The following is a 22426-nucleotide window of genomic DNA, read 5'->3' as shown; positions in this document are numbered from 1 at the left end:
ATATGGACGTTTTGAGGGCGCAATAAGGACCAGAGGGTGAATACGGCTATGTGTCGTCCGACAAGATCTTGCCGGGATTCATGATGTTGTCTGGGTCCAGCGCGGCCTTGATCGCAGCCATGTACCGCGTGGCAGCGCCCAGTTCTCTGGTCAGATACGGTCTCTTTCCCTGCCCGATGCCATGTTCACCGGTACATGTGCCTTCCATGGATATCGCCATGTCGTTCAGCCAGCCGACAAACGCCTCGGCCTTGGTAACTTCTTCCACATTTTCCATGTCGATCAGCAGCAGCGTGTGGAAATTGCCGTCCCCCACATGGCCCACGATGGGGGCCAACAAGCCGAGGCCGGCAGCTTTCTTCTGCGTCTCGGTCACACACTCGGCCAGACGCGAGATCGGTACGCAGACATCGGTCGAAATACCCCGCGCACCCGGGCGCAGTTGCAGACACGCCCAATACATATCGTGCCGCGCCTGCCACAGTTTGTTCCGTTCTTCAGTGGTCGACGTTGCCGCGAAGTCTGTGCCACCAAATTCTTCGGCGATCTGACCAAAGGTTTCAGCCTGCTCTACGGCACCACTTTCCGAGCCGTGAAATTCCAGCAACAACAATGGTGTATCCGGCAGACTCAGCCCGGAATAGGCGTTGGCGGCCTGAACCGACAACTCGTCCAGCAACTCGATCCGGGCAACAGGGATGCCGTACTGAATGGTCATCATCACCGCACGGCACGCGGCATCGACTGTCGGAAAGGAACACCGCGCCGAACTGATGGATTCGGGGATACCCTGCAACCGCAATGTCAGCTCGGTGATGATTCCCAGCGTGCCTTCCGCCCCGATCAGAAGACGGGCCAGGTCATAGCCGGCCGAAGATTTCTTGGCCCGGTGCCCGGTACGGATGATCTGACCGTCTGGCATCACGGCTTCAAGGCTGAGAACGTTGTCCTTCATCGTCCCATAGCGCACCGCATTGGTGCCCGACGCACGAGTGGCAGCCATCCCACCCAGCGACGCATTCGCCCCGGGATCAATCGGAAAGAACAGGCCCAGATCGCGCAGATGGGTATTCAACGCTTCGCGCGTGACACCGGGCTGCACGACGCAATCCAGATCCTCGGCATGAACTGCAAGCACACGATCCATTTGCGTCAGATCGACCGAGATGCCCCCCGCTGGCGCATTTACATGCCCTTCCAGAGATGTTCCCGTTCCGAACGGGATCACTGGCACCCGATGCGCTGCGCAGGTTTTGACGATGTCCGAAACATCCTGCGTGGAATGCGGGAAAACCACGGCATCGGGGCTTTGGTTCTCGATCCAGGTCGTGGTGTGCCCATGTTGTTCACGGACAGCGGCACCCGTTTGCAACCTGTCGCCAAAGCGCTGCTTGAGAATGCTTATGACGGTTTCAATACCAGCTTCATTCCTTGGCAATGCGGTTGCCTGCACCATTGTCATCCTCCCCTGCCCCAAAGCACTTCAGGCCTTTCAGCCTATGACTAAAAGGCCCGTTGAAAGCAGGCAATCCCCACTAATACCGAGGGTCTATTCGCCCAGCGCAATTCCTTCGCGGCGCGGGTCGGCACCACCGCTCAGCCCGTCACCGATTTCGATGGCGTGCAGCCCCGAAGTCAGGTCGCGTGCGTTGACTTCAAAACCCAGCTGAGCAAGCGCGTCTGTAAATCCTTCCGCCGAAGTCGCTGCCTCGACATCATATGTTCCGAACCGGTTGACCAGATGAGGCAGGGAAATCGCCTGCTGCACGTCCATTCCCCAATCGGCCCAGGCGATGATGGACTTGGCGACATAGCCGATAATCCGGCTGCCGCCCGGAGACCCGATAGCCAGAACCGGCTCGCCATCCTGCAACACGATGGTCGGGCTCATGGATGAGCGCGGACGCTTGCCCGGCTCCAGCCGGTTGGCAATCGGCACGCCGTCGCTGTGTGTCTTGAACGAGAAATCAGTAAGCTCGTTGTTCAGCAGGAACCCGTTTGTCATCAGGCGCGACCCAAAACCATTCTCGATCGTCGTCGTCATCGACAACACATTGCCATAGCTGTCCACGATCGAGATATGCGAGGTTGACGGCAGTTCCAGCGACACGTCGTCCGCCCAAATCAAAGCATGGTCAAATTCCGGTTGGCCCGGTGCGACCTCGGACAAGGCCACTTCGCTTTCCAGCAAGGCTGCCCGCTGGGTCAAATAACCCGGTTCAACCAGCCCTTTGGTGGGCATGGGTATGAAATCGCTATCGGCCATGTACCGCCCACGATCCGCAAAGGCGAGGCGCGAAGCATCGCCGATCAGGCGCCATGCCTCGACGCTCTCAGCGCCCATTGCTGCAAGATCATAGCTGTTCAGCATCCCCAGAATCTGCCCGACGGTCAGGGCACCCGACGACGGCGGGCCCATGCCGCAAACCTCGTAGGCGCGGTATTCGGCACAGACCGGTTCACGTTCGATCACCTGGTAGAGCGCCAAATCCACCCCTGCAAGAACGCCGGGATTTCCTGGGGCATTGCGAACAGTTCGCACGATATCCGCAGCGATCTCACCTCCGTAAAAACCGGCAGCGCCATCGCTGGCCAGCACGCGCAATGTTTCGGCATAGTCCGGGTTCATCAAACGCTGTCCCTGCTGTAACGGCTGACCATCAGGCAGGAAATATGCAGCTGTTTCGGGAAAGCGCGACAGGCGGTCCGCATCGTTTTCTACAAGGCTGGCCAGACGCGGGGAAACAAGAAACCCTTCATCCGCCAATCGGATACCGTCGGCAAACAGTCCGGGCCAAGACGCGCGCCCCCATCTTCGGTGCGCCTCTTCCAGCAGGGCAGGCGTACCCGGTGTACCCACCGACAATCCGCCCACCACCGCATCGAAGAATTTCAGCGGCTCGCCGTTTTCATTCTGAAACAGCGTCGGGGTAGCGGCAAGGGGTGCCGTTTCGCGCCCGTCCAGCGTTGTCATCTGCCCGCTGGCCGCGTCGTACCAAACCAGAAACGCACCCCCGCCCAGACCAGAGGATTGCGGCTCAACCAGCCCCAGCACGACCTGCACGGCAACCATCGCATCCGCGGCAGACCCGCCCGCGCGCAGCACTTTGGCCCCTGCCTCCACCGCCAGCGGATTGGCTGCAGCTACCATCCAGTTTTCGGATGTGACCGGAACTCCTTCAAGCTTGGCTTCGAGGGCCGCAATAACCTCGTCGGTCATCGCCTGAACCTGCCCCTCTGTCGCGCCCTCAGGGGCGACGGCGTCGGCTGTTTCCTGCGCGAACCCCGGTGTCGAAATAGTAAGTGCGGTAGTAAGCAGCAGTGCTGAAACATGTCTCATCTGTTCTAACTCTCCAATACAATATTTATTTTCAATCCTGTAAGGATTTTGCCCCCTCTGCAACGATCAGGCATGGCAGCGTGTTATCACAGCGAAGTTTCGCCATTTCCCCTATGGTTCGGTTTCTTCGGCACAACGATCCTGAACATAGCGGACCATTCCGGCGAATTCCGGCAGCCACGCTTCGCGCCGTTTGGTCCAGCATTCATATGTCGGTGTGAATTGGTCAGGCGCGTCAAGACAGCCCAGATGCACTTCGACTTCGGCACCGCTTCGGGCAAATACCGGAGATCCGCAATCAGGGCAAAAGTACCGGTCAGAATAACCTTTCACATTTCCGATGATCTTAACCGCATCCGCCGGAAAAATAGCCGCCGCATAAAACAACGCACCATGGTGTTTGCGGCAGTCCAGACAATGGCAAATCCCGACGCGAAGAGGACAACCCGAAGCCGTGACGCGCAGTTTTCCACAACGGCATCCCCCTTCAAACACGTCCATCCATGATCCTTTCCGACGCGTCAGAGCATCGCAGGCACAACCTGATCCGGTGGGCGGTGGCCATCTTCGAAGGTTTTGATGTTGATGATGACCTTTTCACCCATCTCAACCCGGCCCTCCAACGTGGCCGACCCCATATGCGGCAGTAAAACCACATTGGGCAACTGCCGCAAGCGCGGGTTCACACCGGTTCCCTGTTCGTAGACATCCAGCCCCGCGCCCGCAATTTCACCCGCGCGGATCATCCGGGTCAAAGCGTTCTCGTCAATAACCTCACCCCGCGAAGTATTCACGATCACCGCCGAGGGTTTCATCAGCTTTAGGCGGCGCGCGTTCATCAGGTGGAAGGTCGACGGCGTCGATGGGCAGTTGATTGATATCACGTCCATACGCGCCACCATCTGATCCAGGCTTTCCCAATAGGTCGCCTCTAGTTCTTGCTCAATCTCTGGGCGCAATCTGCGGCGGTTGTGATAATGGATCTGCATACCAAACGCCTTGGCGCGGCGGGCCACGGCCTGTCCAATCCGGCCCATGCCCAGAATACCCAAACGCCGCCCGCCAATGCGACCACCCAGAAACGCGGTGGGGGCCCACCCGGTCCAGTCGCCTTGCTGCATGACGCTCAACCCTTCGGGAATGCGCCGTGTGACAGCGAGAATCAGGGCCATGGTCATATCTGCCGTGTCGTCGGTCAGCACACCGGGCGTGTTGGACACCAATATGCCGCGCTGCCGCGCCGTCGCCACATCGATATTGTCGACACCGGCCCCGTAATTGGCGATCAGCCGCAGCTTTTCACCTGCCTGACCCAATAGCCCGCCATCAATGGTATCGGTCACCGTAGGCACCAGCACATCGGCATCCTGCACCGCTGCTACTAATTCTTCACGCGTCATTGGGGTGTCGTCGTCGCGCAGGCGCACGTCAAACAATTCGCTTAACCGGGTTTCTACTGCCTCAGGCAACCGTCGCGTAACGACAACACTTAAACGTTCTCTTGGCACCTCGGCTCTCCCACTGCTTTGCAAACGGACGCGCGCCATGGCATCGTGGCGCAGGATAAGGCGGGGCACAAGAACCCCAATGGCATTGAGTCGACCTTTTTTCAAAACCGGATCAACAGGCATAAGAGCGGGCAGTCAGTGAGTGGTATTCGACCGGTAAAACGCCGATTTCTGGCGGTAGTTTCCGCATTTCTGGTCATGTTCGGTGCCTGCGCCGCACATGCCGAAGTCAAACGCGGATCGGTCACCAACCTGCCCCTGCCCCGATATGTGTCGATGAAGGCAGCCGAAGGGAACGTGCGGCGCGGACCATCCCTAACCCACCGAATCGATTGGGTATTCAAAAGGCGTGGCATGCCGCTGCAGGTCACTGCCGAATATGGCAACTGGCGCAAGGTCCAAGACCGCGACGGCGCGGGTGGATGGGTTCACTATGCCTTGTTGTCTGGCGTCCGAACGGTGCTGATCGAATCCGAGATGCTGCCTGTTTATGCCCGCCCCGACCCAGCCTCGCCCGTGAATGCCCATTTCGAGACCGGGGTGGTGGCGCGCCTTGGAACCTGTTCGCTGGACTGGTGCCGGATCACCGCCGGCGGATACCGTGGCTGGACATTGAAATCGAACCTTTGGGGCGTCGATCCTTCCGAAATTCGGGAATAGGCGAAAGACAAATTCCGGTATCCGCTGTTGCGCATCGCCCTGAAAAAGCGCCACAAGGTGTTTGAGTTACCAGCGCAATCGCCGCTTGACTCGACCTAAACGGAGGACCCTATGCGCGCAGTCACCTATTCAGCCTTCGGAGACGCTGCCGATGTCTTGCGTATACAGAGTATTCCCCCGAATTCGCCTGGACCGGGTGAAGTCACGGTCGAGCTGTCCTTTTCCGGCGTAAACCCCTCGGACATCAAGGCCCGCGCGGGAACCCGGCCAGGTGTCACAGAACCTCCGTTTCCGCTGATCGTTCCGCACAGTGACGGGGCTGGGGTCATCACAGCAGTAGGTGATGGCGTACCCGCGACGCGGATTGGTCAGCGCGTGTGGATTTGGAACGGGCAATGGCAGCGCGCGTTCGGTACAGCTGCCAGCCACATCACCCTGCCTGAATCTCAGGCTGTGGAACTGCCCGGGACGGTGTCACTTGAAACCGGAGCGATTCTTGGAATTCCGGGCCTTACCGCAAGCCACGCAGTGTTCTCGGGCGGCACGCCGCGCGGGCAAACCATTTTGATCCATGGTGGGGCGGGTACTGTCGGGTATCTGGCTGTCCAGCTTGCCAAATGGGCCGGAGCCAAAGTGATCGCAACGGCCAGCACCCGCAGCTTTGACCGGGTCAAGGCAGCCGGTGCAGATGTCGTTCTCGACTACTCCGGTGAACACCTTTCGGATCAGATTCTCGACGCAAATGATGGACGTGCAATTGGTCGAATCGTCGATGTCGAATTTGGGCAGAACCTTGACACCAACATTGCCGTCATCGCCGAGAACGGCCGTATCAACGCATATGGATCTGCCCGGAATATGACACCTGTCTTTCCCTTTGGGCCCATGATGTTCAAGGCCGTGACGCTCGAGACGGTCCTGATCTACCTGCTGCCCGCAGACTTGCGCGCCACCGCAATAAAGACACTCCACAAAGCACTGGCTGATGGCGCATTGATCTGCCCCGTACATAAGGTCTTTACACTGGAAGAATGCGCTGCCGCCCATGCGATGGTACAGGAAGGCAACCGTACCGGAGCGGTGTTGATCGACACCAAATGAGAGGCCCTCAAAAAAATTTTATGGCGCTCGTTTTTTTTGCAAAACGCTCTTGAACCCTGCCATCAACAATCGTAGATAGCCGCTCACCGTTGGGGTGTAGCCAAGTGGTAAGGCAGCGGTTTTTGGTACCGTGTATCGTAGGTTCGAATCCTACCACCCCAGCCATGATTTTCCCTAAAATCACGCATTGAATATATAATCAACTATTACCGCGTGTTTTCAGCAGGTTATCATCCGGCTATTTCAGCTGAGACACGAAACTGCGTGCAGCAATGGTCGATTTCGGGCCGCAGTCTCAGTTCGCGATTCCCACGGTACGAGTTTGGTGTCTTGGGGAGAATTTGTAGATCAGAGCGCAGCGAACTGCTTGTGCTGATCTGACCAGATCGCCGGGAAGCCCGACCTGATCAGGTAATCCGTGGTCAGGCCGTCAGGTTGTTTGCCTGCAGCGATGGCATCCAGAACATCAGGCACCAGCATTGCGAGATCGACCACATCCTGCACCCGGCGTTTGGACGTACCTTCTTCTTCTGCAATCTCGGAAAAAGTTCTGCCATCAATAATCATCGCCAACCACCGGCGCGCCTTAATGACATTGCGGACAAGTGTTTGATCGATCTCAGGCGGTGTATCTCCAAGATGCAGTTTCAGCTCCACACCTCTGCGGCGCATCCGGAATGGCGCTTCAATCGTTAGTTCCTCGGCACCGACCTGATCTACCCTGCACTCAATCATCTGGGCCAGTGCCCGGAGATCCAGTTGCACCCTCAGTGACCCCTGTCGCAGATCTGTCCGCGCAATCAGGTCGAGGCATTTCCTGACGGGCTGGCAATCTCTGAGAAGCTCCGTTGCTGAAGCAATCTCGGCCGCTGACATATCCCGCGCCATTGATGTCACGGCATTCGGTCGGCTCAGATGCTGTCTGACCACTTCGGCCAGGAGGCTCTCGAGCTGTTCTGCCGGCAGTCGCCACGCATCAGAATGCTTCTGACTGCGATCAGTCACCAGACGTCCGGAGATGTAGTAACGCAAACGCTTCCCATTTTTGCGACTATGACTGGGTGTCAGCCGATCTCCGGTCTCATCGAAGAGCTTTCCGGCCAGCGCTGATCGCGTTGCTTTCTGCTTTACTCCACGCCCCCTCGCTGCGCCATCCGTCAGCAGCTGTTGCACCCGATCCCACGCAGCCGGGTCGATGATGGCAGAGTGCTGCCCGTCGTAGACCTGATCTCTATGCCGGATGCGCCCGGCATAGATTGGATTGCTGAGCAGATGATGGATGTGTCCGCGGTCAAAAAACTTACCACCTGTCACGCGTCCGCCTGGGCGTTCCCGGCTCCGGGACCGGAGACCCAATGCTTCTGCCTGCTCTTTCACATCAAGAATACTCTGGTGCTCCAGATAGAGATCGTAGAGCGCCCTTATTGTTGCCGATTCCTCTTCGTCGATTTTGAGCGTCCGGCCGTCAGCCTGATACCCGAGCGGAACATTCCCGCCCATCCACAGACCCTTGCGTTTAGAGGCCGCAATTTTGTCTCGAATCCGCTCAGCGGTGACTTCCCGTTCGAACTGGGCGAAGCTGAGCAACACGTTGAGTGTCAGGCGCCCCATACTGGTAGACGTATTGAAGGATTGGGTGACCGACACGAACGATGCATCCGCCGCGTCGAGACGATCGACCAGTTTGGCAAAATCAGCCAGCGAGCGCGTCAGCCGATCAATCTTGTAGACAACAATCTGATCAACGCGTTTCTCGCCAACAGCCTGCATCAGCCGCTGCAACGCCGGGCGGTCAAGATGACCGCCCGAGATACCGCCATCGTCATAGTGATCCGACAGCAATTCCCAGCCCTCATGCTTCTGACTGGAGATGTAAGCTTCGCAGGCTTCCCGCTGGGCATCGAGTGAGTTGAAATCCTGCTCCAGCCCCTCCTCTGAGCTTTTCCGAGTGTATATGGCGCAGCGGATACGTCGCATCACTGAACCCCGAAGAAGCGCGGGCCTGACCAGTGTGCCCCGGTGATGTGCTTTGCGATGGCTGACAGGGAGCGCCACATTTTGTCGTCCATGACGAACCCGCCCTCGACTACTTCAATCTGATAGGTACGCCCGTTCCATTCCCGCACCAGATGTGATCCCGGTTTCAGAGTAGGTGGCGGTGTTTTTCCCGATGCGATTTGATACAGTCGACGTTCTGTCTTCACTGACAACCCGCCCAGTTCCCGGTTCTGTAGCTCCCAGATCAGTACCCGTTTCATGAACTGCGGGGACAGGTATTTCGGCGGCGGCCGACCGAACACTTCCCGCCATCGATCAAGACAGCCGGGGCGGTCCAGGTGTTCAATGTCACAGAATACCTTCGCAAGGTCACGATCCGCGCGCGTGGCATCCATGGCGATTACACCCTCTTCACAATCCGGTAGACCTTACCTTTGTCAGATCCTGATCGCTCAACTATATGTCCCGCCTTGCGCATCATCGAAATCGCCGCACGCGCGGAATGCGGTTGCCAGCCAAACGCCTTCTGAATCTGCGCAATCGTGGCGCCAGACTTGCGGGACAGCAGTTTCTGTAACTGTTGCTGACGCGTCAGGTTGTTGCGGGCAGGTTTGGCGGACGATGTTTTGCTTTCTGTATCAGATGAAGTTGCCATTGATTTCTCCACTTTGCGAGCACAGGCTGATCCTGCGCCCAGTACCGAGTGGAGCCCGGCAAATCCGGGCGAAGCTTGACGATTTCAGTACCGCTTCCGGACAACCTAAAGTCAAGTTGTTTACGGTAAAAATTCGGGCGGAAAACGGACCTTGGCGGCAGATGCGAAAGCCTCTGTGCGTCGGGCAGATCGCAGACCTTCGCCGCGGCGGCACACACTTCAACACGTCGGGTGGTGAACCGACTTTGACCGTGATGCGAATGAATGATCGGTATGCGGCCGGTTGATCAATATCTCAGGCAGTTGCTCGTCGTCGGGATGACCTCGCTGGTTAGGCAAACGCGCTCGCATCCTGAGCGCGCCAGCAAATGGCTAACATCCCTGCTGGAGCGCAAACCTGCCCGTGTTGCCACGGTCGCCATGGCGAACAAAACAGCGCGGATCGTTTGGGCGGTTCTCACCCGCAACGCGCCCTACAACCCGCACACTGCATAACGGTAAAGGAACAACGAGTTAGCAAGACCCGCGAGGTGATGGTGCATAATTCAGCCGCCAAAACCAAGACCCCCCGCCGAATGGCTCGGGCATCATAGCCCGCAAAGCTGTTAGGGACTTGGTTTGCGGAACCCATCAGGGCCAGCGGTCAAAACCGCGCAAACAGGACGGACACATGACTGCTTCTGACAAATGCACATATCAGATCAAAAAGGACTTGCTAAGCAGGAGCCATCCACACAAGCCGTTCGCTGTACAAGAGCTATTTCCGCACCGGATTGAACAGAACGGACGTTCAGTCGATTGGCACAGCCAGCAGGCACATGAGTTCAAATAAGGACTTATACCTCTTCGGTTTCCCCGCTAAGTTGTGAAAAGTCTGGTTCGGGAAGCTCAGTGTTTTGCCCAAAATATTCTATCTAAACGTTCAAAACTTCAGATCGATAAAAGATCTATCGTGGAAGCCCAACCAAGGCATGAACTGCCTGATTGGGGTCGGGGACAGCGGTAAGACTACTGTGCTGGATGCAATTGACTACTGTCTCGGTGCGAGACGTTCCGTGCAGTTTTCCGATTACGATTTTCATAAAACTGACACCAGCGAACCAATAAGGATCTTGGTCGCACTTGGTGCTCTCGAACAGCCACTTCTCTCGATGGATGCCTACGGTGACTATTTTTGCGGCTACAACCCCACTACAGGTAAATTTGAAGAGGAGCCGGGTCACGGATTAGAGACAATTTTGACGCTTCGGCTGAAGGTCGAAAAAGACCTGGAACCACAATGGTCGCTTTTGTCGAAGCGGGCAAAGGCTAAGGGTATCCAGCGGAACCTAAGGTGGGAGGATCGCCAAACCTCCTCCCCTTTGCGACTTGGAGACCATCCTGACTGGCACCTTGCCTGGCGACGTGGTGCACTATTCGAAAGATTGACAGATGAGAAGCTGGCACTAACGGAGGGTTTGTCCGATGCTGCTCGAAAGGCCCGAGCAGACTTTGGTGGCACAGCAAATAAAGAGCTGACTGACAGTCTCAATGTGGTGAAGAACTCCGCCGATGAGTTGGGCGTACCAACGGCTGGGGCGGTACACGCGCTACTCGATGCAAACTCAGTGAAGTTTGGAACGGGAGCGATAGCGCTGCATGACGCGAACAACATACCGCTTTCATCTTTGGGTACCGGATCGAAACGTCTATTGGTTGCAGGCTTAGCGAGAAAAGTTTCCACATCCGCTAGCATCGCTTTGGTCGATGAGTTGGAAATGGGTCTGGAACCGCATCGGATACGAAGCCTGCTCAACACGCTGGGTGCGAAGGACGCGTCGGCTACCCAACAGGTTTACGCAACAACCCATTCGCCAGTTGTTTTGAGAGAGCTAGACCACACCCAGTTGACGTTACTGCGTGTTGACAAAACCACTGGAAAACACCGGGCCCATTCCGCTTCTGAGAGTGCTCAGGGATTGCTGAGAAGTAACCCAGAGGCATTTCTGGCGAAACGAGTAATCGTTTGCGAAGGCAAATCTGAAATGGGCTTCATAAGGGGGTTTGATCAGCACAGTAGCGGACGTGGCAACGTCTCAATGGAAGCGCTTGGAACCGTTCTGGTTGACGGAGGTGGAGCCAAGAAAGTGCTCTCTCCAGCGAATGAGCTCCTTCGCCTAGGGTACAATGTATCAATCTTTATGGATAGCGACGTGCCACTAGATGCTGCTGATGAACAGGCATTTGTTAATGGCGGGGGCACAGTGTTCAAATGGCCGAACCAATGCGCTATCGAAGATATGATTTTCCAGAGTGCGACCGGGCCAGTAATTGCAGCGTTGTTGGATTATGCGATTTCGTTACCAATCGGTGGTAAGGTTGACGCGCAAATCTGTACCGCATCAAAAAACCAATTCAATCTTGCTCAAGCAAAGGCTTGGGCCGAATCTGGCACACTTCAACCTGCAACAGCAGCCATACTGGGGCAAGCAGCTCGCAGCGGAGCTGGTTGGTTCAAAAAGGTTGCGCCGTTTGAATACATTGCCAAGAATGTTTTAGCTCCCAATTTTGCCTCGCTAAATGCTGATCTAACAGGCATCACTACAGCTTTAATGAATTGGGCTTGGGGTCAAAATGACCGCACCTGATCCTCTCCAAATACCAAGAGGATGCATACAGGCTCCCGCTGGATGCGGAAAAACCCACCTAATTGCGGAAAGTTTGAAGCGCTGTACGGTTGAAAAACCAATCCTCGTTTTGACCCATACGAATGCGGCAGTTGCGGCGCTACGGCAGAGGCTGGACAAGGGCGAAGTTCCTCGATCTAACTATCGTCTCGCGACCATCGACGGATGGGCTATGAGAATGGTTGGCATGTTTCCATTGAGGAGTGCCGCAGACCCATCCACTTTGGAGCTGTCTAACCCAGGAACCGATTATCCTGCCATCAAGCAGGCTGCGCTCAGCTTGCTGCAAGGACGTCATGTGGACAACCTACTTGCAGCAAACTACTCTCGGCTACTTGTCGATGAATACCAAGACTGTCTAAGCGCACAGCACCGAATTGTAGGTGAAATTGCACGAGTGCTGCCAACTTGCATTTTCGGCGACGTCCTCCAAGGGATATTCGATTTTGGGGACACACACGTAGACTGGAACGCTGAAGTGCTTCGAGACTTTCCATTGGTGAGTGAGTTATCTACACCGTGGCGCTGGAACCTCGCCGGGGCGGGATCATTGGGCCAGTGGCTGCTGGAATTGCGACCAATGCTGTTGAGCGGTGGTCAAATTGACCTCTCGACGGCTCCATCGGAATTGGAATGGGTTCCCATTGCAGGCGACCAGGATTTTGAGAAAATTCTTGCGGCAACACATGGTATGCCAAACGGCATCGAGAGCTCGCTGATTATTTGCAGCAGCCGCAACCGTCAGAGGCAACAACAAATCGCTCAGGCAACAAAGGGTGCATCAGTCGTGGAGAACGCGGACCTTACGGACCTAGTTTCTTTTGCTCGACGTTTTGATTTTTTCTCACCTAACGCCACCGCAGAATTGCTTAAGGAGGCCGCAAGTGTTCTCCGCGGCATAAGCGCAACCGAAATGATAGCGAGAATTGTATCACTAAAGGCTGGTACGAACCGGAAGCCAGCTACTGTTCAAGAAATGGCAGCGCTGGATTTCGACGCAGATAAGACTCCTCAAAAGGCGGCGGCCCTTTTATCAGCTCTGAGCAATCAATCCGGTGTGTCAGCCTTCAGAGGAGAAGTATTTAGAAACCTGCTAAAAGCACTGCACGCTTCTGCAAGCGCGGACGATTTTGCTGACATGGTGCTCAAGGCACGAGAGGAACGGCGCTTTCATAGCCGTGCCCTTGGAAAAAAATCTGTCGGCAGTACGCTTTTGGTAAAGGGCCTAGAAGCTGATCAGGCCGTGATTGTCGATACACATGAAATGAATGCCAAGAACTTGTATGTTGCGCTCACCAGAGGGGCGAAGCGAGTTGTTGTATGCTCAACATCTCAGTGTTTGCCCGCCACTTAGCACGTCAGAAAGATTTGCTTCTTGATTATGCTGCGCGTTACGCGAATGGCTGGTTTGCTTTAGCAGCGGTTCGATAGCCGAACGGTCGATGGAGGTGGCTGTGTGCCGCCGTTGCCTTCCTTCTTGTAGATCTGCGTCACCTTCGTCCGCTGCACCAAATGCGTGCCGTACGTGCTTGCCTCTAGATCAATTGAAGCCACCCACTCTCGAACGATCTGTGCGTAAGCCGTGATCGATGCGCTAAGATGGCGACGTTGAAAATGATTTTTGCGTTACAACGAAGAGGTCTTATATTGGGGTTCCTGCATTAAAGAACACAACAAGAGGTTGGTAGTGGGTTCATTGCCAGCATCGCGAGGGGCGCTATGGAGCATCTGTTCATTGCCGATACAAACCTGTTTTTTGAGGCAAAGCGCCTTGAGGATTTGCCTTGGGCCGATCTCGGCGTTGACCCCATCGTCATCGGCCTGACGAAGCCTGTTCAAGCAGAGATTGACCGACACAAGAAAGGTACCGGGCGAACCCGGAAGCGTGCGCTTGAAACGTTCAAGCGGGTTCGTACGATGTTACAAGCAAGTCAAACTGAAGCTGTGATCCGGGAGGCGAATCCACGCGTTGCCCTACGCCTGATGACGGCGGCGCGTCCCGACTCAAAACTGATCGACACTTTGGATTTTGATGCGGTCGATGACGTCATTGTTGGGATTGTGTCCGAATTGTCGAAGACAGGCGAATACGCTTCCGTAAAGGTCATGACGGATGATGGCGGTGTCGGCATGACTGCCGCAGGTCTTGGTGTTGCGTTCCACTTGATTGACGACACTTGGAAGCGTCCCCCCGCGCCATCCGATAAAGACCGGCAGATTAAAAACCTCGAGAAAGACCTCGCTGCCTATCGAGCACAAGAACCAATCATCGAAATCGAGAACGATAGTGAGGCCGAAGCGTCGCCTCACGTCGTGCGGCGTGTCCCGAACGCGCTGACGCGCGATCAGGTCGATACCCTTTTGGACCGCCTTGAGAAAGAACACCCAAGGAAGACTGACTTCGTAGTGCCGGATACGGTCGTACAGGAAGACGGAACAGAGATTTCTTACATCCCGCCAAGCGCCGAGAAGGTGGAGGACTACGCCGATACCGCCTACCCGAATTGGCTTTCGGAGTGTCGTGATCGACTTGAACGCGTCGCCGAAGGCAGAGAAGAAAAGGAACCTCCTGTAACGGTTCGTTTTGCGATGCGGAACGTCGGTACGCGCCCGGCGTCCAAGGTGCGCGTGACATTCGAGACGCAAGGCAAGGTTCTTATTATTCGGAGATCGCGAGACGGGGATGAAGATGCCGGTGAAGTACCTTCGCCGGCGCCTTCGGTCCACAGCCTCTCAAAACCGCCCGTCCCGCCGCAAGCCGAAAGGGTCGTGAAACGTCCACCGAAGCCAAAACTTGCCCGGACCACCGATTTAGCGGAGTTGTCGCGGGAGGTGACGGGCGGAGTGCGAGCAACGAACCTCGGCTTGAATATTCCCGGATCGGCGTTTCGCGACCTTTCGCTGGCCAGTTCCATGTTCAACAATTTAGACAAGTCTGGCGTTCTGGGTATGTTGGCCGATCGGCACTCAGCAATTGGTTCGGCTTTGGCGTTCCAACGTGAACATGAAAGGCTAATGGGCATTTATGAGCCGTCGAGTCTTCCGGGTGACGTGACGCCGGATCGAAGCGTATATCTCGATGCGATCATGCATCGTCCACCGCACTTCCCCAAACATGATCCCGAGGGATTCTATTTCGATGACTGGCCAATAGATCAGCCGGTGCAGTCGGGTGGCTTCACCTGCGCTTTGTTCCGCCACCAAGGCGAGCTGGAACTCTTCGACGTAGAAATCTTGTTCCCAAAGGACGGCGACGTGACTGGAGCGGTCCTTTGCCGAGTTCAAGCCGAGAACTTGACCAAACCAATAGAACTCCGAATCCCTGTCAGTCGGACCATTGAAAGATTCGATCTGATGGACATAGCAGGAGACATGATCGACGCACTCGGGCAGTGACAGGTTACGCGCCCATCGCTGCACGCATGTGTCGGATTGGCAGTGGAGAGCCTCGCTTTGGGACGCGATTCTTTTTGCGCAGCGGCCATATTCGGCTTCATCCACAGACCACGTCCGGTGAGGACGACCCGTTCAGTCTTAGTGTTGAGCGGTTCAGATCATAATGTGCCCTCCACCTTCACCGGACGGAACTCGGTGCCATCTGCGCACATGCGATGGAGCAGAAGGTCCGTCGATCAGAGCGTGAGAACCGGATCGATTTCTTCCTGCTCAAGGCGATGGGCGCCAGGGCTTGACAGCCAGAAGACCAGACTGCGGGCGGGGGAGTTCTCAGCCAACTCAAAGGGTTTGAAACTGGCGGGCGTACCGTGCGACAGCGCAAGTTCTGGCGACATCTGATGCAGGCCGATGGGGCGCCCAGCCGCTTTCCAAACGGCATCGGCGATCGCTGCGCCTGCCATGTCGATATCGCCCCAATGACGAACCTCTGCGGCTGCCGAGGCGAAGTGGGAGATGGCAACACGTTCGGCCCGGCCGGGCCATCCTCCAGTGTAGAGGAAAACCACACCCGGCGCGGAAATTTCTCGGTAGGCGCGATTGAACGACGCATAATTCTCGATCGTTAACAGCAGACGAACGGGCACAGGGTCCAACCCCTTAAAGAGATCGGGGTGAAGCCCGACATGCCCTCCGGCACGCGTTGCACTACAAATTTCGGGGTGATCCCCTGCAACTTCAACAAGGTGTGGGAATTTCTCAAGCCCCAATGCTGCTTTTGCGTCTTCGTCTCCGATACCCTCGGGAATAAGTCCCGAAATGCGGGCTTCGGACAGGATCCTTAGAACCTGCCGCTCGATCATCTTGGAGTTGCCCAGAGCCTGCCGCGAATAAGTTCGAAGGTCGCGATTATCCTCAGGATCCCGGATCCGCACGGCACCCCACGAAAGCACGAAATCAACTGTGCTCTCCTTGTCTTCCGGTGCAAGTCGGTAAGGTTTCTGACGCGCAGCCCAGCGAGCGGAAATTCGGGTAAAAACTTCGCGCGCCTCCCGCGCCAGATCACCTTCTGCCCTTGCTGATATGGACTGATCAATCCAGTCCACAGCCTCTTTGATGATATCGGCCTGCGGCAAACGGGAAAGAAAAACATAAAGACGGCCCGCATCGAACAGGATCACGCGCTTCATCAAATGCGCCATGTCTCCCTTATCCATTTCCAACGCCACACAACCAGTAGCCTCGGCGGCGCGAATGACGGAGGCAAAGGATTGTTCAGCGGCCGGTGAGGCGAAGGACTGGCTCACAAAAGTCGTGAGAGCCTTGGTTGCGCCGCCGCGCGCCTCGGCGCGCTCGTGCTGATCAAGCAGGTCGTTCAAGGCCTCGTGGGGATCCGTGTGTCGGGTTCTTGCCATTACTCCGCGACCTTTGCTGCGGCTTCCAACTCCGACCTGAAGCCCTCAATCCCCTTGCGCTCGGGATTGGCTTCCTTGAGAGCCTCCTTTGCTCGCTCGCCCACTGCTATAGTACGGAAATATAGGTCGGTTTCACCTGGCACCTTCGAGATGTTCACAACCGTGTCCATGATCTCCATAAAACTCGTCCGCTTCTCTTCGGGTGCCGCAACGATCACCTGCAGGCCGAGATCGCGGAAGAAACGGAGGAGGTTCTGCGTATTCGTGATATCCAGCTTGGAGAAAGCTTCGTCAAAACAAACGAGCCCCATGCCGCGGCCGGAGTCGTGGCGAACGCCAGGATAGCATGCAGCCGCCATCGAGGCTGCGATGGCCACGTAGTAGGGTGTCTGTTTCTGACCGCCCGAGCCCTTGCCCACGCGCGAAGTGAGATCCCCGGTGAAGGTCACGTTGCGCAATACGCCTGTGTCTTGGGCCTCAATCTGATCGTCGCCAACCTCGTCGAGAGTCATACGTAGTTCGAAGGTGAAATACTGCCGGTAGTCTTCCCACTTGTTTGCGTCGAGACCACCGGCGAAAATCTCGCGGATCCGCACTACGGCTTCGTCAAGAAGAGGCTCACCGCCGCCCGACAATAGGGCCTGGGCGCGTTCGGGGTTTCGGGTGACACGTTGGGTCATTTCGTAGAGACCCTGCATCTCAGGATCTATCGACCATGTGAAGAGATATGTCAGCCCCTCGAAACGATGCTTCTTGAGGCGCTTATTGAGATTGCGGAGCTCTTCCTTGGCACGCTTAAACTTGTCGGAAAGGCGCACGACCAGCATTTCACGGACCTCTTCGCGGGTCTGCTTGCGGATGTCCTGGACGCGCTCCCGATAGCGCCGGAGAACATCGTCCTCAAGTTTAAAAATAAGCGCCACGAGCCAAGTTAGGATTTCCGCGGGGCTGCGCTCGGCAACGGTGATGTCTTCCTCATATTCTTTGAGGAAGGTTGGAATCCGGCGGGTGTAAGATATGATGGAGTTCGTCTCACCCTCCAGTTTCAAGAGCTGTCGTTGGAGTTCCTTGATCTTGGCGCGATGTCCATCAGCATCGAGGTCCGACGCTCGTTCCAGGGCGTGGTGCAGCACGGAGATGGAACGACCACGCGCCTCATGTTCGAAATTGCTCAGCGCCTTTCGGTAAGTTGTGTAAGGCTCGCCCAGATCCTTGCGGGCGATACGGTCGATCTCGTCGCCGTGCGCGGATATCTCCTGTTCCAGTTCGTCGAGGCGATATTCTGCCTTGATCTTCTCGCGTTCCAGATGTTTCAGCAGCTTGGAGGTAATCTCTTCCAGATCAACCTCGAAAGTTTCAATTCGTCGGTCATGTTCTGCGATCTCGTCGAGAAGCGCCCTGATCTCGGGCGTCACCTGCCGGTCCCGTTCCGCGCGAAGCTCTTCAATGCGCCGATAGCTCTCCCTGAGGGCTTCCAACCAACCAGCAAAACTTGCCATGTCGATACTCGACACCATCTCGAAAATGTTGACTCCATGGCCCAGTCTTTTGACCAGGCGATCCTTGGCCTCGATATTCTGACGAAGGTGACTCAACTTGTACTGGAGATTTGCACGCAAAGCGGCTTGTGCTGCTTGGCCGAGTACAGGATCGCGCTGTTCGTGTACACGGAGCGAAAGGCCTTGACTCTGCGCCCCGTCTTTCATGATCGCGCTGGAATGCGATCGTAGTTCCTCCTCGGTCTCTACCATTACGACATAACCGAACTGGCTGTCGAGGAACTGGCGCACAAGTTCGTTATCCGTCTCCAGGATGGAGACAACTGCGCCGTCCTTGGCAGGCTTGACATTCCTTCCTTCGGCGATGCGAGCGGTGTTAATGAGGCGGACGCGCCAGAGATCCTGTTTACCGCCCTGGCGCGCGCCCCGAAGGCTCCTGTGCGCATCTGGCAGATCCTTCGGGGCCACAAAGATAGCCTCCCTGAAAGGACCAAGGGCCGCTTCAGCCGCGCGGACCCACTCTTCCTTGCCTTCGGCAATTTCCACAAGTTCAGGCAAGCTAGATGCGGAGATGCCTTCGGTAAGAAGCCGCTCCATGAAGCGGGTGACATGCGCGTCCAGCACCGGCGCCTTTTCGTGGCGATTGCGCACCAAGCGATCAAGGTCGCTGGCTTCTTTGCGCATGCCAGCAAGCTCCTCCAACTCGCGTTGGTAATTAGCGGCCAATGCGTCGCGTGCGGACTTGCCATCGATCACGCGCCGCAGCATGTCCTGAAGCACATCCTCGTCAGGCACGGGGTCGTTGGGGTTGAGGCGTCTCGCATACTCGCGGATCTCTTCCGCGGCCAGCTGCGCATCTTCAACATAGGCGGGAAGGTAGTGCCGAAGATCGCGTGTGCTAGCGATCTTACCCAGGTTGTCTAGACCTTGCCTCAGTGTATGGATCTCGTTCGACCGTTTCTCAGTTTCGGCTTCGATGCGGGTGACGGCAAGCGCCCGGGCATCTGTAAGGCCCGCTTCCCGTTCCTTATCTTTCTTTCGTTCTTTTTCGGCACGCTCGTTGTCGATACGGGTGCGTAGCCGCCCGGCCTTTTCTTCGTTCCTGCTGATCTGCTCTCCAAGAGATCTGAGGTTCCGACGGATTCCATCGGCGTCGATGAGCGCTGCGCGGCGGCCATGCCATACGATCTGGAATTCGTTCGATATCTGGTCGAACCGGTGGACTGCGAGACGGGCGAAACGTGCTCTTTCAGCGCGCGCGCCAGAGAGCTTCTTTTCGTTCAACTCAATCTTTCGAGCGATTTCGTCCCAGGTCTCAAGGTTCGAGCGCAGCAGTTCGGTATCGATAGGGTCTTCGTCGAGAACGAAATCGCGTACGAATTCCGTCGGGTTGGCAATCTCCTCGAAGGCAATCGCATTGCGAAAGCGTTTGAGAAACTGCGTGGCGTTTGGAGAGGCCGCGCCGGTGCGCATCGTCTTGAGGTATGTGTCGATGAAGTGCTCGGCCCGCGCATGGGTGGTCTGCATGTATCCTTCTCCTGATGCATCCCGAACCCGCTTGAGCAATGCTTCCCAGGAGGACACGCAGGGCTCCCCCTCCGGCGTGTGCTCACCAAATGCGCGGAAGGAAAAATCAACGCCCGGAGCGACAAACCGGTGGCGTGTCTCTTCGCGGATGGCGCCTTCTTCGGCATAGAGCACGAGACCGATCGACACAGAGTGTTTCAGCTGCTCATCGTGGAAGGTCAGAACGATGATGCTGTCGCAGTGGCTTCGGGTCAGGCCCGTGGCAAGGGTTTCCTCGGTGTGTCCGAGGCAATACTCTAGCACGGTGCGCTTCGAAGCCTGCACACCGGCTGCCCGGTTGAGCTTGAGCTTGGACTTCTGGTTTCCGCTGAGAACGGTTTGGATCGCATCCAGAAGGGTCGACTTGCCTACACCCACGGCACCGATAAGAGCGGTCGCCCCCGATATTTCCAGATCTTCCAACTCGATCAGGTTCCAATTCATAAGGCTAATGCGCTGAAGTTCATACATCGGGCTCTGCCTCGTGCACTTCAGAAGCAGAAGTGGTCGCAGGGCGCTGGCGCGCGGCTTCGATGTGAGCGAGCACGTCCTTTTCCTCAGGAAGATTAGCGAGGTAAATCTCGACCTCGGCGGCCAGGTCCGGTGTTACGAGATCTTGGATCACCGGAAGGATAGTGAAGGAAATGACCTCATCTTCCTTGTCCACGTTCCCGATGCGCAAAAGCCCCCGTGTTTTCCAGGTCGCGAAATATTCCTTGAGCTTGCGTGTCGGAAAGTCTGCTTCGGTCATGGCAGTAAATCGGTCAAAAAGTATTTCGGTGTCCGTCTCGATACGGCCGAGATCGTCCATATCCCCGTCTCGCGAACCTTCCTCCCACAACACCCGCAACGCAAAAAGCAAGATAGTCTCTTCTTTCGAAACGCGTCCGCGCCGAGAGCCTGCGTCGATCTCACCGGGCATCAACAGGATATAGTTGTATGCCCCATCAAATCTGATGCGGTATCCAAGCCCGTCAAAAAGGCTTTCGAAATAGGTCCTGTGGCGAGCAAGAAGCCGGTAGCTGCGGCTCAACCAAGGCTCATCCCCATGGATGGCCTGGCGGGAAAGGAGGTCACGCGCAGCTTTCTGCAAAAGAAGCACCACCTCGTCTGATTCAGGCCCGTCGGGGCTGAGATGTCGTTCCCGCTTAATGGCCGCATCAAAATCTTCAAGCCTGAGCATGGTGCGAACCTCCGGTATCTTTTCGGACCTCAAAATCGGGGCATTTGATCCATCCGTTGTCGATGAAGCTATCCGATCTCCTCACGATGCGTATTTCGGGGAGTTTCGAGGCGAATTGCGTGGCAACCTCGGGTAGCCTTTCAAAAACAAAAAAATCGTCTAGCGTTTCGATTTCCATATCCGAGCCGAGCATTGAGGTTGTGCCGACCATCTGGGAGTCGAGAAACCTGCGAATCTTCTCAGGTGTGACCCGGGCCCTTTCACCGTAGATTTCCTTGGCCATCTCGTAGGCCACCAGCGCCGGGTCCGGCTTCTTTCGGCGAGCGACAGCAGGCGCGGTGGGTCGTGGCTTCGCTCTCGCTCGATAGAGTGAGGCGGCGTCGACTGGAGGTCGCGGGTCAAGAAAGCCTATTCGAGTGGGCAAAATGCCATCATCAGGAAGGGCGGCACGTCCGAGCGCGCCGGCTGCATCGATGAAGGCACCCGTCTGGTCGTCGCCCATCCTTTCAAGAAAGCGTACAACGTTTCGGATCCTCCTTTCGATGCGTGAATTAGTCCGTTCAATCATGTCGAGATGCTCGTCGACCATTTCGAACACACGCAATATCACCGAAAGGTCGGTCTGGATTCCCGCTTCGGCCACTTCGAGGTTGGGTGCGCGCCCCTCGCGTACGAGGCTGGTTGATAGTTTCGAAAGGGTGATGAGGTCGTTCGATAGGCGTTCGGCCGAGACAATGAGGTCGTGACGGAAGCGATATGGATTGTTGGTGCTGCGCAGGTTCTTGTAATCCCGCACTAGGGTTTCGCTAACCATGCTGTCGAAAAAACTATCCATCATAGCTTCGACAGTTCGCTTCTCGCGCATCTCCTGTTCAATTCGGCGAAGCGCTCCCGCAATAGCTTTGAGATTGGTCATGAACCGGCGCGCCTGGTTGCCGGCAGAGTGAATATTCTGCGCTGCGGTGTCGGGTTCTGCTACCGCGGCTTCCAGCAGCGTCTTAACCTGAAGGACCTCACCGCCGAATGAGCGCACCCGACCTTCCTTGATGTCCAGCAACGCCTGCAGAAGCAGCCTCGCGTCGCTGTCGAAATCGACAATCCAGCGCATCCGATCTCGGTATTCAGCAAGCCAGCCGCAGTCAATCAGCCTTGCATAAGCGATCAAGTGCAGTGGACCGGAGCCCACCTCCTCTTCATCCGCTTCAAGTGAGGCAAAGTGATTGCGCATCGCGATAAACTCCTCGATAGCAGCGCGAACCATCTTGGGGCGGACGGGCTCGATATTTGGCCCGAAAAGAGTTTCATCGAGATATTCCACGAGACGCGCGTAGAACTCTGCTCGCGCGCCGGAAAAGAGCCGAAAGTGACCCTGGTGCAAGGGACCAAACAACGCCTGGGGTGGCTTTCTGACTTGTGCGTCCACGTTGAGAACTTCCGGCGAA

16 protein-coding genes, 1 tRNA gene and 2 pseudogenes are annotated in these 22426 nt (G+C 56.4%); 8 read left to right on the top strand and 11 right to left on the bottom strand.

Annotated features, from left to right (window positions below; genetic code table 11):
• Nucleotides 1-46: 46 nt before the first annotated feature.
• From ACR0AP_RS06760 to ACR0AP_RS06745, 4 genes are all read right to left on the bottom strand, one after another.
• A complete protein-coding gene (locus ACR0AP_RS06760; RefSeq protein WP_480506157.1) occupies nucleotides 47-1456 on the bottom strand; it encodes an FAD-binding oxidoreductase in 1410 nt (469 codons plus the stop codon).
• Nucleotides 1457-1549: 93 nt separating this feature from the next.
• Nucleotides 1550-3340, bottom strand: a complete 1791-nt coding sequence (ggt, locus tag ACR0AP_RS06755; RefSeq protein ID WP_480506155.1) for a gamma-glutamyltransferase — start codon at nucleotides 3338-3340, stop codon at nucleotides 1550-1552.
• 111 nt (nucleotides 3341-3451) lie between these two features.
• Nucleotides 3452-3841 carry a GFA family protein gene (locus ACR0AP_RS06750; protein WP_480506153.1) on the bottom strand — a complete coding sequence of 130 codons (390 nt, stop codon included), beginning with the start codon at nucleotides 3839-3841 and terminating at the stop codon, nucleotides 3452-3454.
• A gap of 20 nt (nucleotides 3842-3861) precedes the next feature.
• Nucleotides 3862-4848, bottom strand: a complete 987-nt coding sequence (locus tag ACR0AP_RS06745) for a 2-hydroxyacid dehydrogenase (RefSeq protein WP_480482079.1) — start codon at nucleotides 4846-4848, stop codon at nucleotides 3862-3864.
• 198 nt (nucleotides 4849-5046) lie between these two features.
• Here ACR0AP_RS06745 and ACR0AP_RS06740 point away from each other — a divergent pair, with 198 nt between their 5' ends.
• The 3 genes from ACR0AP_RS06740 to ACR0AP_RS06730 all read left to right on the top strand — a co-directional run bounded on the left by ACR0AP_RS06740 (nucleotide 5047) and on the right by ACR0AP_RS06730 (nucleotide 6774).
• Complete coding sequence (locus ACR0AP_RS06740; RefSeq protein WP_480506380.1) at nucleotides 5047-5508, top strand: SH3 domain-containing protein; 462 nt, start codon at nucleotides 5047-5049, stop codon at nucleotides 5506-5508.
• A gap of 111 nt (nucleotides 5509-5619) precedes the next feature.
• Nucleotides 5620-6609, top strand: a complete 990-nt coding sequence (locus ACR0AP_RS06735; protein ID WP_480506151.1) for an NADPH:quinone reductase — start codon at nucleotides 5620-5622, stop codon at nucleotides 6607-6609.
• A 90-nt stretch (nucleotides 6610-6699) separates the two neighbouring features.
• Nucleotides 6700-6774, top strand: a tRNA-Gln gene (locus ACR0AP_RS06730).
• Nucleotides 6775-6957: 183 nt separating this feature from the next.
• Here ACR0AP_RS06730 and ACR0AP_RS06725 read toward each other — a convergent pair.
• From ACR0AP_RS06725 to ACR0AP_RS06715, 3 genes are read right to left on the bottom strand one after another with little or no spacing between them, the layout of a single operon-like run.
• Nucleotides 6958-8586, bottom strand: a complete 1629-nt coding sequence (locus tag ACR0AP_RS06725; RefSeq protein ID WP_480506149.1) for a recombinase family protein — start codon at nucleotides 8584-8586, stop codon at nucleotides 6958-6960.
• Nucleotides 8586-9002 carry a DUF2924 domain-containing protein gene (locus ACR0AP_RS06720; RefSeq protein WP_480506147.1) on the bottom strand — a complete coding sequence of 139 codons (417 nt, stop codon included), beginning with the start codon at nucleotides 9000-9002 and terminating at the stop codon, nucleotides 8586-8588. The genes ACR0AP_RS06725 and ACR0AP_RS06720 overlap by 1 nt, the downstream gene beginning before the upstream one ends.
• Nucleotides 9003-9007: 5 nt before the next feature.
• The gene (locus tag ACR0AP_RS06715; RefSeq protein ID WP_480506145.1) at nucleotides 9008-9262 is read right to left on the bottom strand and encodes a DUF3489 domain-containing protein; all 255 of its coding nucleotides are present in this window, start codon (nucleotides 9260-9262) and stop codon (nucleotides 9008-9010) included.
• 285 nt (nucleotides 9263-9547) lie between these two features.
• On the opposite strand from ACR0AP_RS06715, the pseudogene ACR0AP_RS06710 reads away from it, so the two are divergent.
• The 5 genes and pseudogenes from ACR0AP_RS06710 to ACR0AP_RS06690 all read left to right on the top strand — a co-directional run.
• Nucleotides 9548-9757, top strand: a pseudogene (locus ACR0AP_RS06710) (IS110 family transposase); the annotation flags it as partial.
• Nucleotides 9758-10158: 401 nt separating this feature from the next.
• A pseudogene (locus ACR0AP_RS06705) lies at nucleotides 10159-10305 on the top strand (AAA family ATPase); the annotation flags it as partial.
• Between the two features lie 12 nt (nucleotides 10306-10317).
• Nucleotides 10318-11889, top strand: a complete 1572-nt coding sequence (locus ACR0AP_RS06700) for an AAA family ATPase (RefSeq protein WP_480506379.1) — start codon at nucleotides 10318-10320, stop codon at nucleotides 11887-11889.
• Nucleotides 11876-13282: a UvrD-helicase domain-containing protein gene (locus ACR0AP_RS06695; RefSeq protein WP_480506143.1), complete on the top strand. Its 1407-nt coding sequence runs from the start codon at nucleotides 11876-11878 to the stop codon at nucleotides 13280-13282. The genes ACR0AP_RS06700 and ACR0AP_RS06695 overlap by 14 nt, the downstream gene beginning before the upstream one ends.
• Before the next feature lie 365 nt (nucleotides 13283-13647).
• Nucleotides 13648-15324 (top strand): hypothetical protein, encoded by a 1677-nt coding sequence (locus ACR0AP_RS06690; protein ID WP_480506141.1) that lies wholly within the window; start codon nucleotides 13648-13650, stop codon nucleotides 15322-15324.
• A gap of 236 nt (nucleotides 15325-15560) precedes the next feature.
• Here the strand turns inward: ACR0AP_RS06690 and ACR0AP_RS06685 are convergent, their stop codons facing one another.
• From ACR0AP_RS06685 to ACR0AP_RS06670, 4 genes are read right to left on the bottom strand one after another with little or no spacing between them, the layout of a single operon-like run.
• The gene (locus ACR0AP_RS06685; protein WP_480506139.1) at nucleotides 15561-16736 is read right to left on the bottom strand and encodes a Wadjet anti-phage system protein JetD domain-containing protein; all 1176 of its coding nucleotides are present in this window, start codon (nucleotides 16734-16736) and stop codon (nucleotides 15561-15563) included.
• Complete coding sequence (locus ACR0AP_RS06680; protein WP_480506137.1) at nucleotides 16736-20272, bottom strand: SbcC/MukB-like Walker B domain-containing protein; 3537 nt, start codon at nucleotides 20270-20272, stop codon at nucleotides 16736-16738. The genes ACR0AP_RS06685 and ACR0AP_RS06680 overlap by 1 nt, the downstream gene beginning before the upstream one ends.
• On the bottom strand, nucleotides 20265-20984 hold the full coding sequence (locus ACR0AP_RS06675) for a DUF4194 domain-containing protein (protein ID WP_480506135.1): 720 nt from the start codon (nucleotides 20982-20984) through the stop codon (nucleotides 20265-20267). The genes ACR0AP_RS06680 and ACR0AP_RS06675 overlap by 8 nt, the downstream gene beginning before the upstream one ends.
• Nucleotides 20971-22407 carry a Wadjet anti-phage system protein JetA family protein gene (locus ACR0AP_RS06670; RefSeq protein WP_480506133.1) on the bottom strand — a complete coding sequence of 479 codons (1437 nt, stop codon included), beginning with the start codon at nucleotides 22405-22407 and terminating at the stop codon, nucleotides 20971-20973. Before ACR0AP_RS06670 ends, ACR0AP_RS06675 begins: the two co-directional genes overlap by 14 nt.
• Between the last annotated feature and the right edge of the window lie 19 nt (nucleotides 22408-22426).

This window comes from Ruegeria sp. AF7, from assembly GCF_056541885.1.
The sequence above is the reverse complement of the archived record's forward strand: the minus strand, read 5'-3'. Positions and strand labels throughout refer to the sequence as shown.

Excerpts from the sequence above, each read along its gene's own strand:
- ACR0AP_RS06760 (WP_480506157.1), bottom strand. The coding sequence starts at position 1,456 with ATGGTGCAGGCAACCGCATTGCCAAGGAATGAAGCTGGTATTGAAACC.
- ggt (WP_480506155.1), bottom strand. The coding sequence starts at position 3,340 with ATGAGACATGTTTCAGCACTGCTGCTTACTACCGCACTTACTATTTCG.
- ACR0AP_RS06750 (WP_480506153.1), bottom strand. The coding sequence starts at position 3,841 with ATGGACGTGTTTGAAGGGGGATGCCGTTGTGGAAAACTGCGCGTCACG.
- ACR0AP_RS06740 (WP_480506380.1), top strand. The coding sequence starts at position 5,047 with ATGTTCGGTGCCTGCGCCGCACATGCCGAAGTCAAACGCGGATCGGTC.
- ACR0AP_RS06735 (WP_480506151.1), top strand. The coding sequence starts at position 5,620 with ATGCGCGCAGTCACCTATTCAGCCTTCGGAGACGCTGCCGATGTCTTG.
- ACR0AP_RS06725 (WP_480506149.1), bottom strand. The coding sequence starts at position 8,586 with ATGCGACGTATCCGCTGCGCCATATACACTCGGAAAAGCTCAGAGGAG.
- ACR0AP_RS06720 (WP_480506147.1), bottom strand. The coding sequence starts at position 9,002 with ATGGATGCCACGCGCGCGGATCGTGACCTTGCGAAGGTATTCTGTGAC.
- ACR0AP_RS06715 (WP_480506145.1), bottom strand. The coding sequence starts at position 9,262 with ATGGCAACTTCATCTGATACAGAAAGCAAAACATCGTCCGCCAAACCT.
- ACR0AP_RS06695 (WP_480506143.1), top strand. The coding sequence starts at position 11,876 with ATGACCGCACCTGATCCTCTCCAAATACCAAGAGGATGCATACAGGCT.
- ACR0AP_RS06690 (WP_480506141.1), top strand. The coding sequence starts at position 13,648 with ATGGAGCATCTGTTCATTGCCGATACAAACCTGTTTTTTGAGGCAAAG.
- ACR0AP_RS06685 (WP_480506139.1), bottom strand. The coding sequence starts at position 16,736 with ATGGCAAGAACCCGACACACGGATCCCCACGAGGCCTTGAACGACCTG.
- ACR0AP_RS06680 (WP_480506137.1), bottom strand. The coding sequence starts at position 20,272 with ATGTATGAACTTCAGCGCATTAGCCTTATGAATTGGAACCTGATCGAG.
- ACR0AP_RS06675 (WP_480506135.1), bottom strand. The coding sequence starts at position 20,984 with ATGCTCAGGCTTGAAGATTTTGATGCGGCCATTAAGCGGGAACGACAT.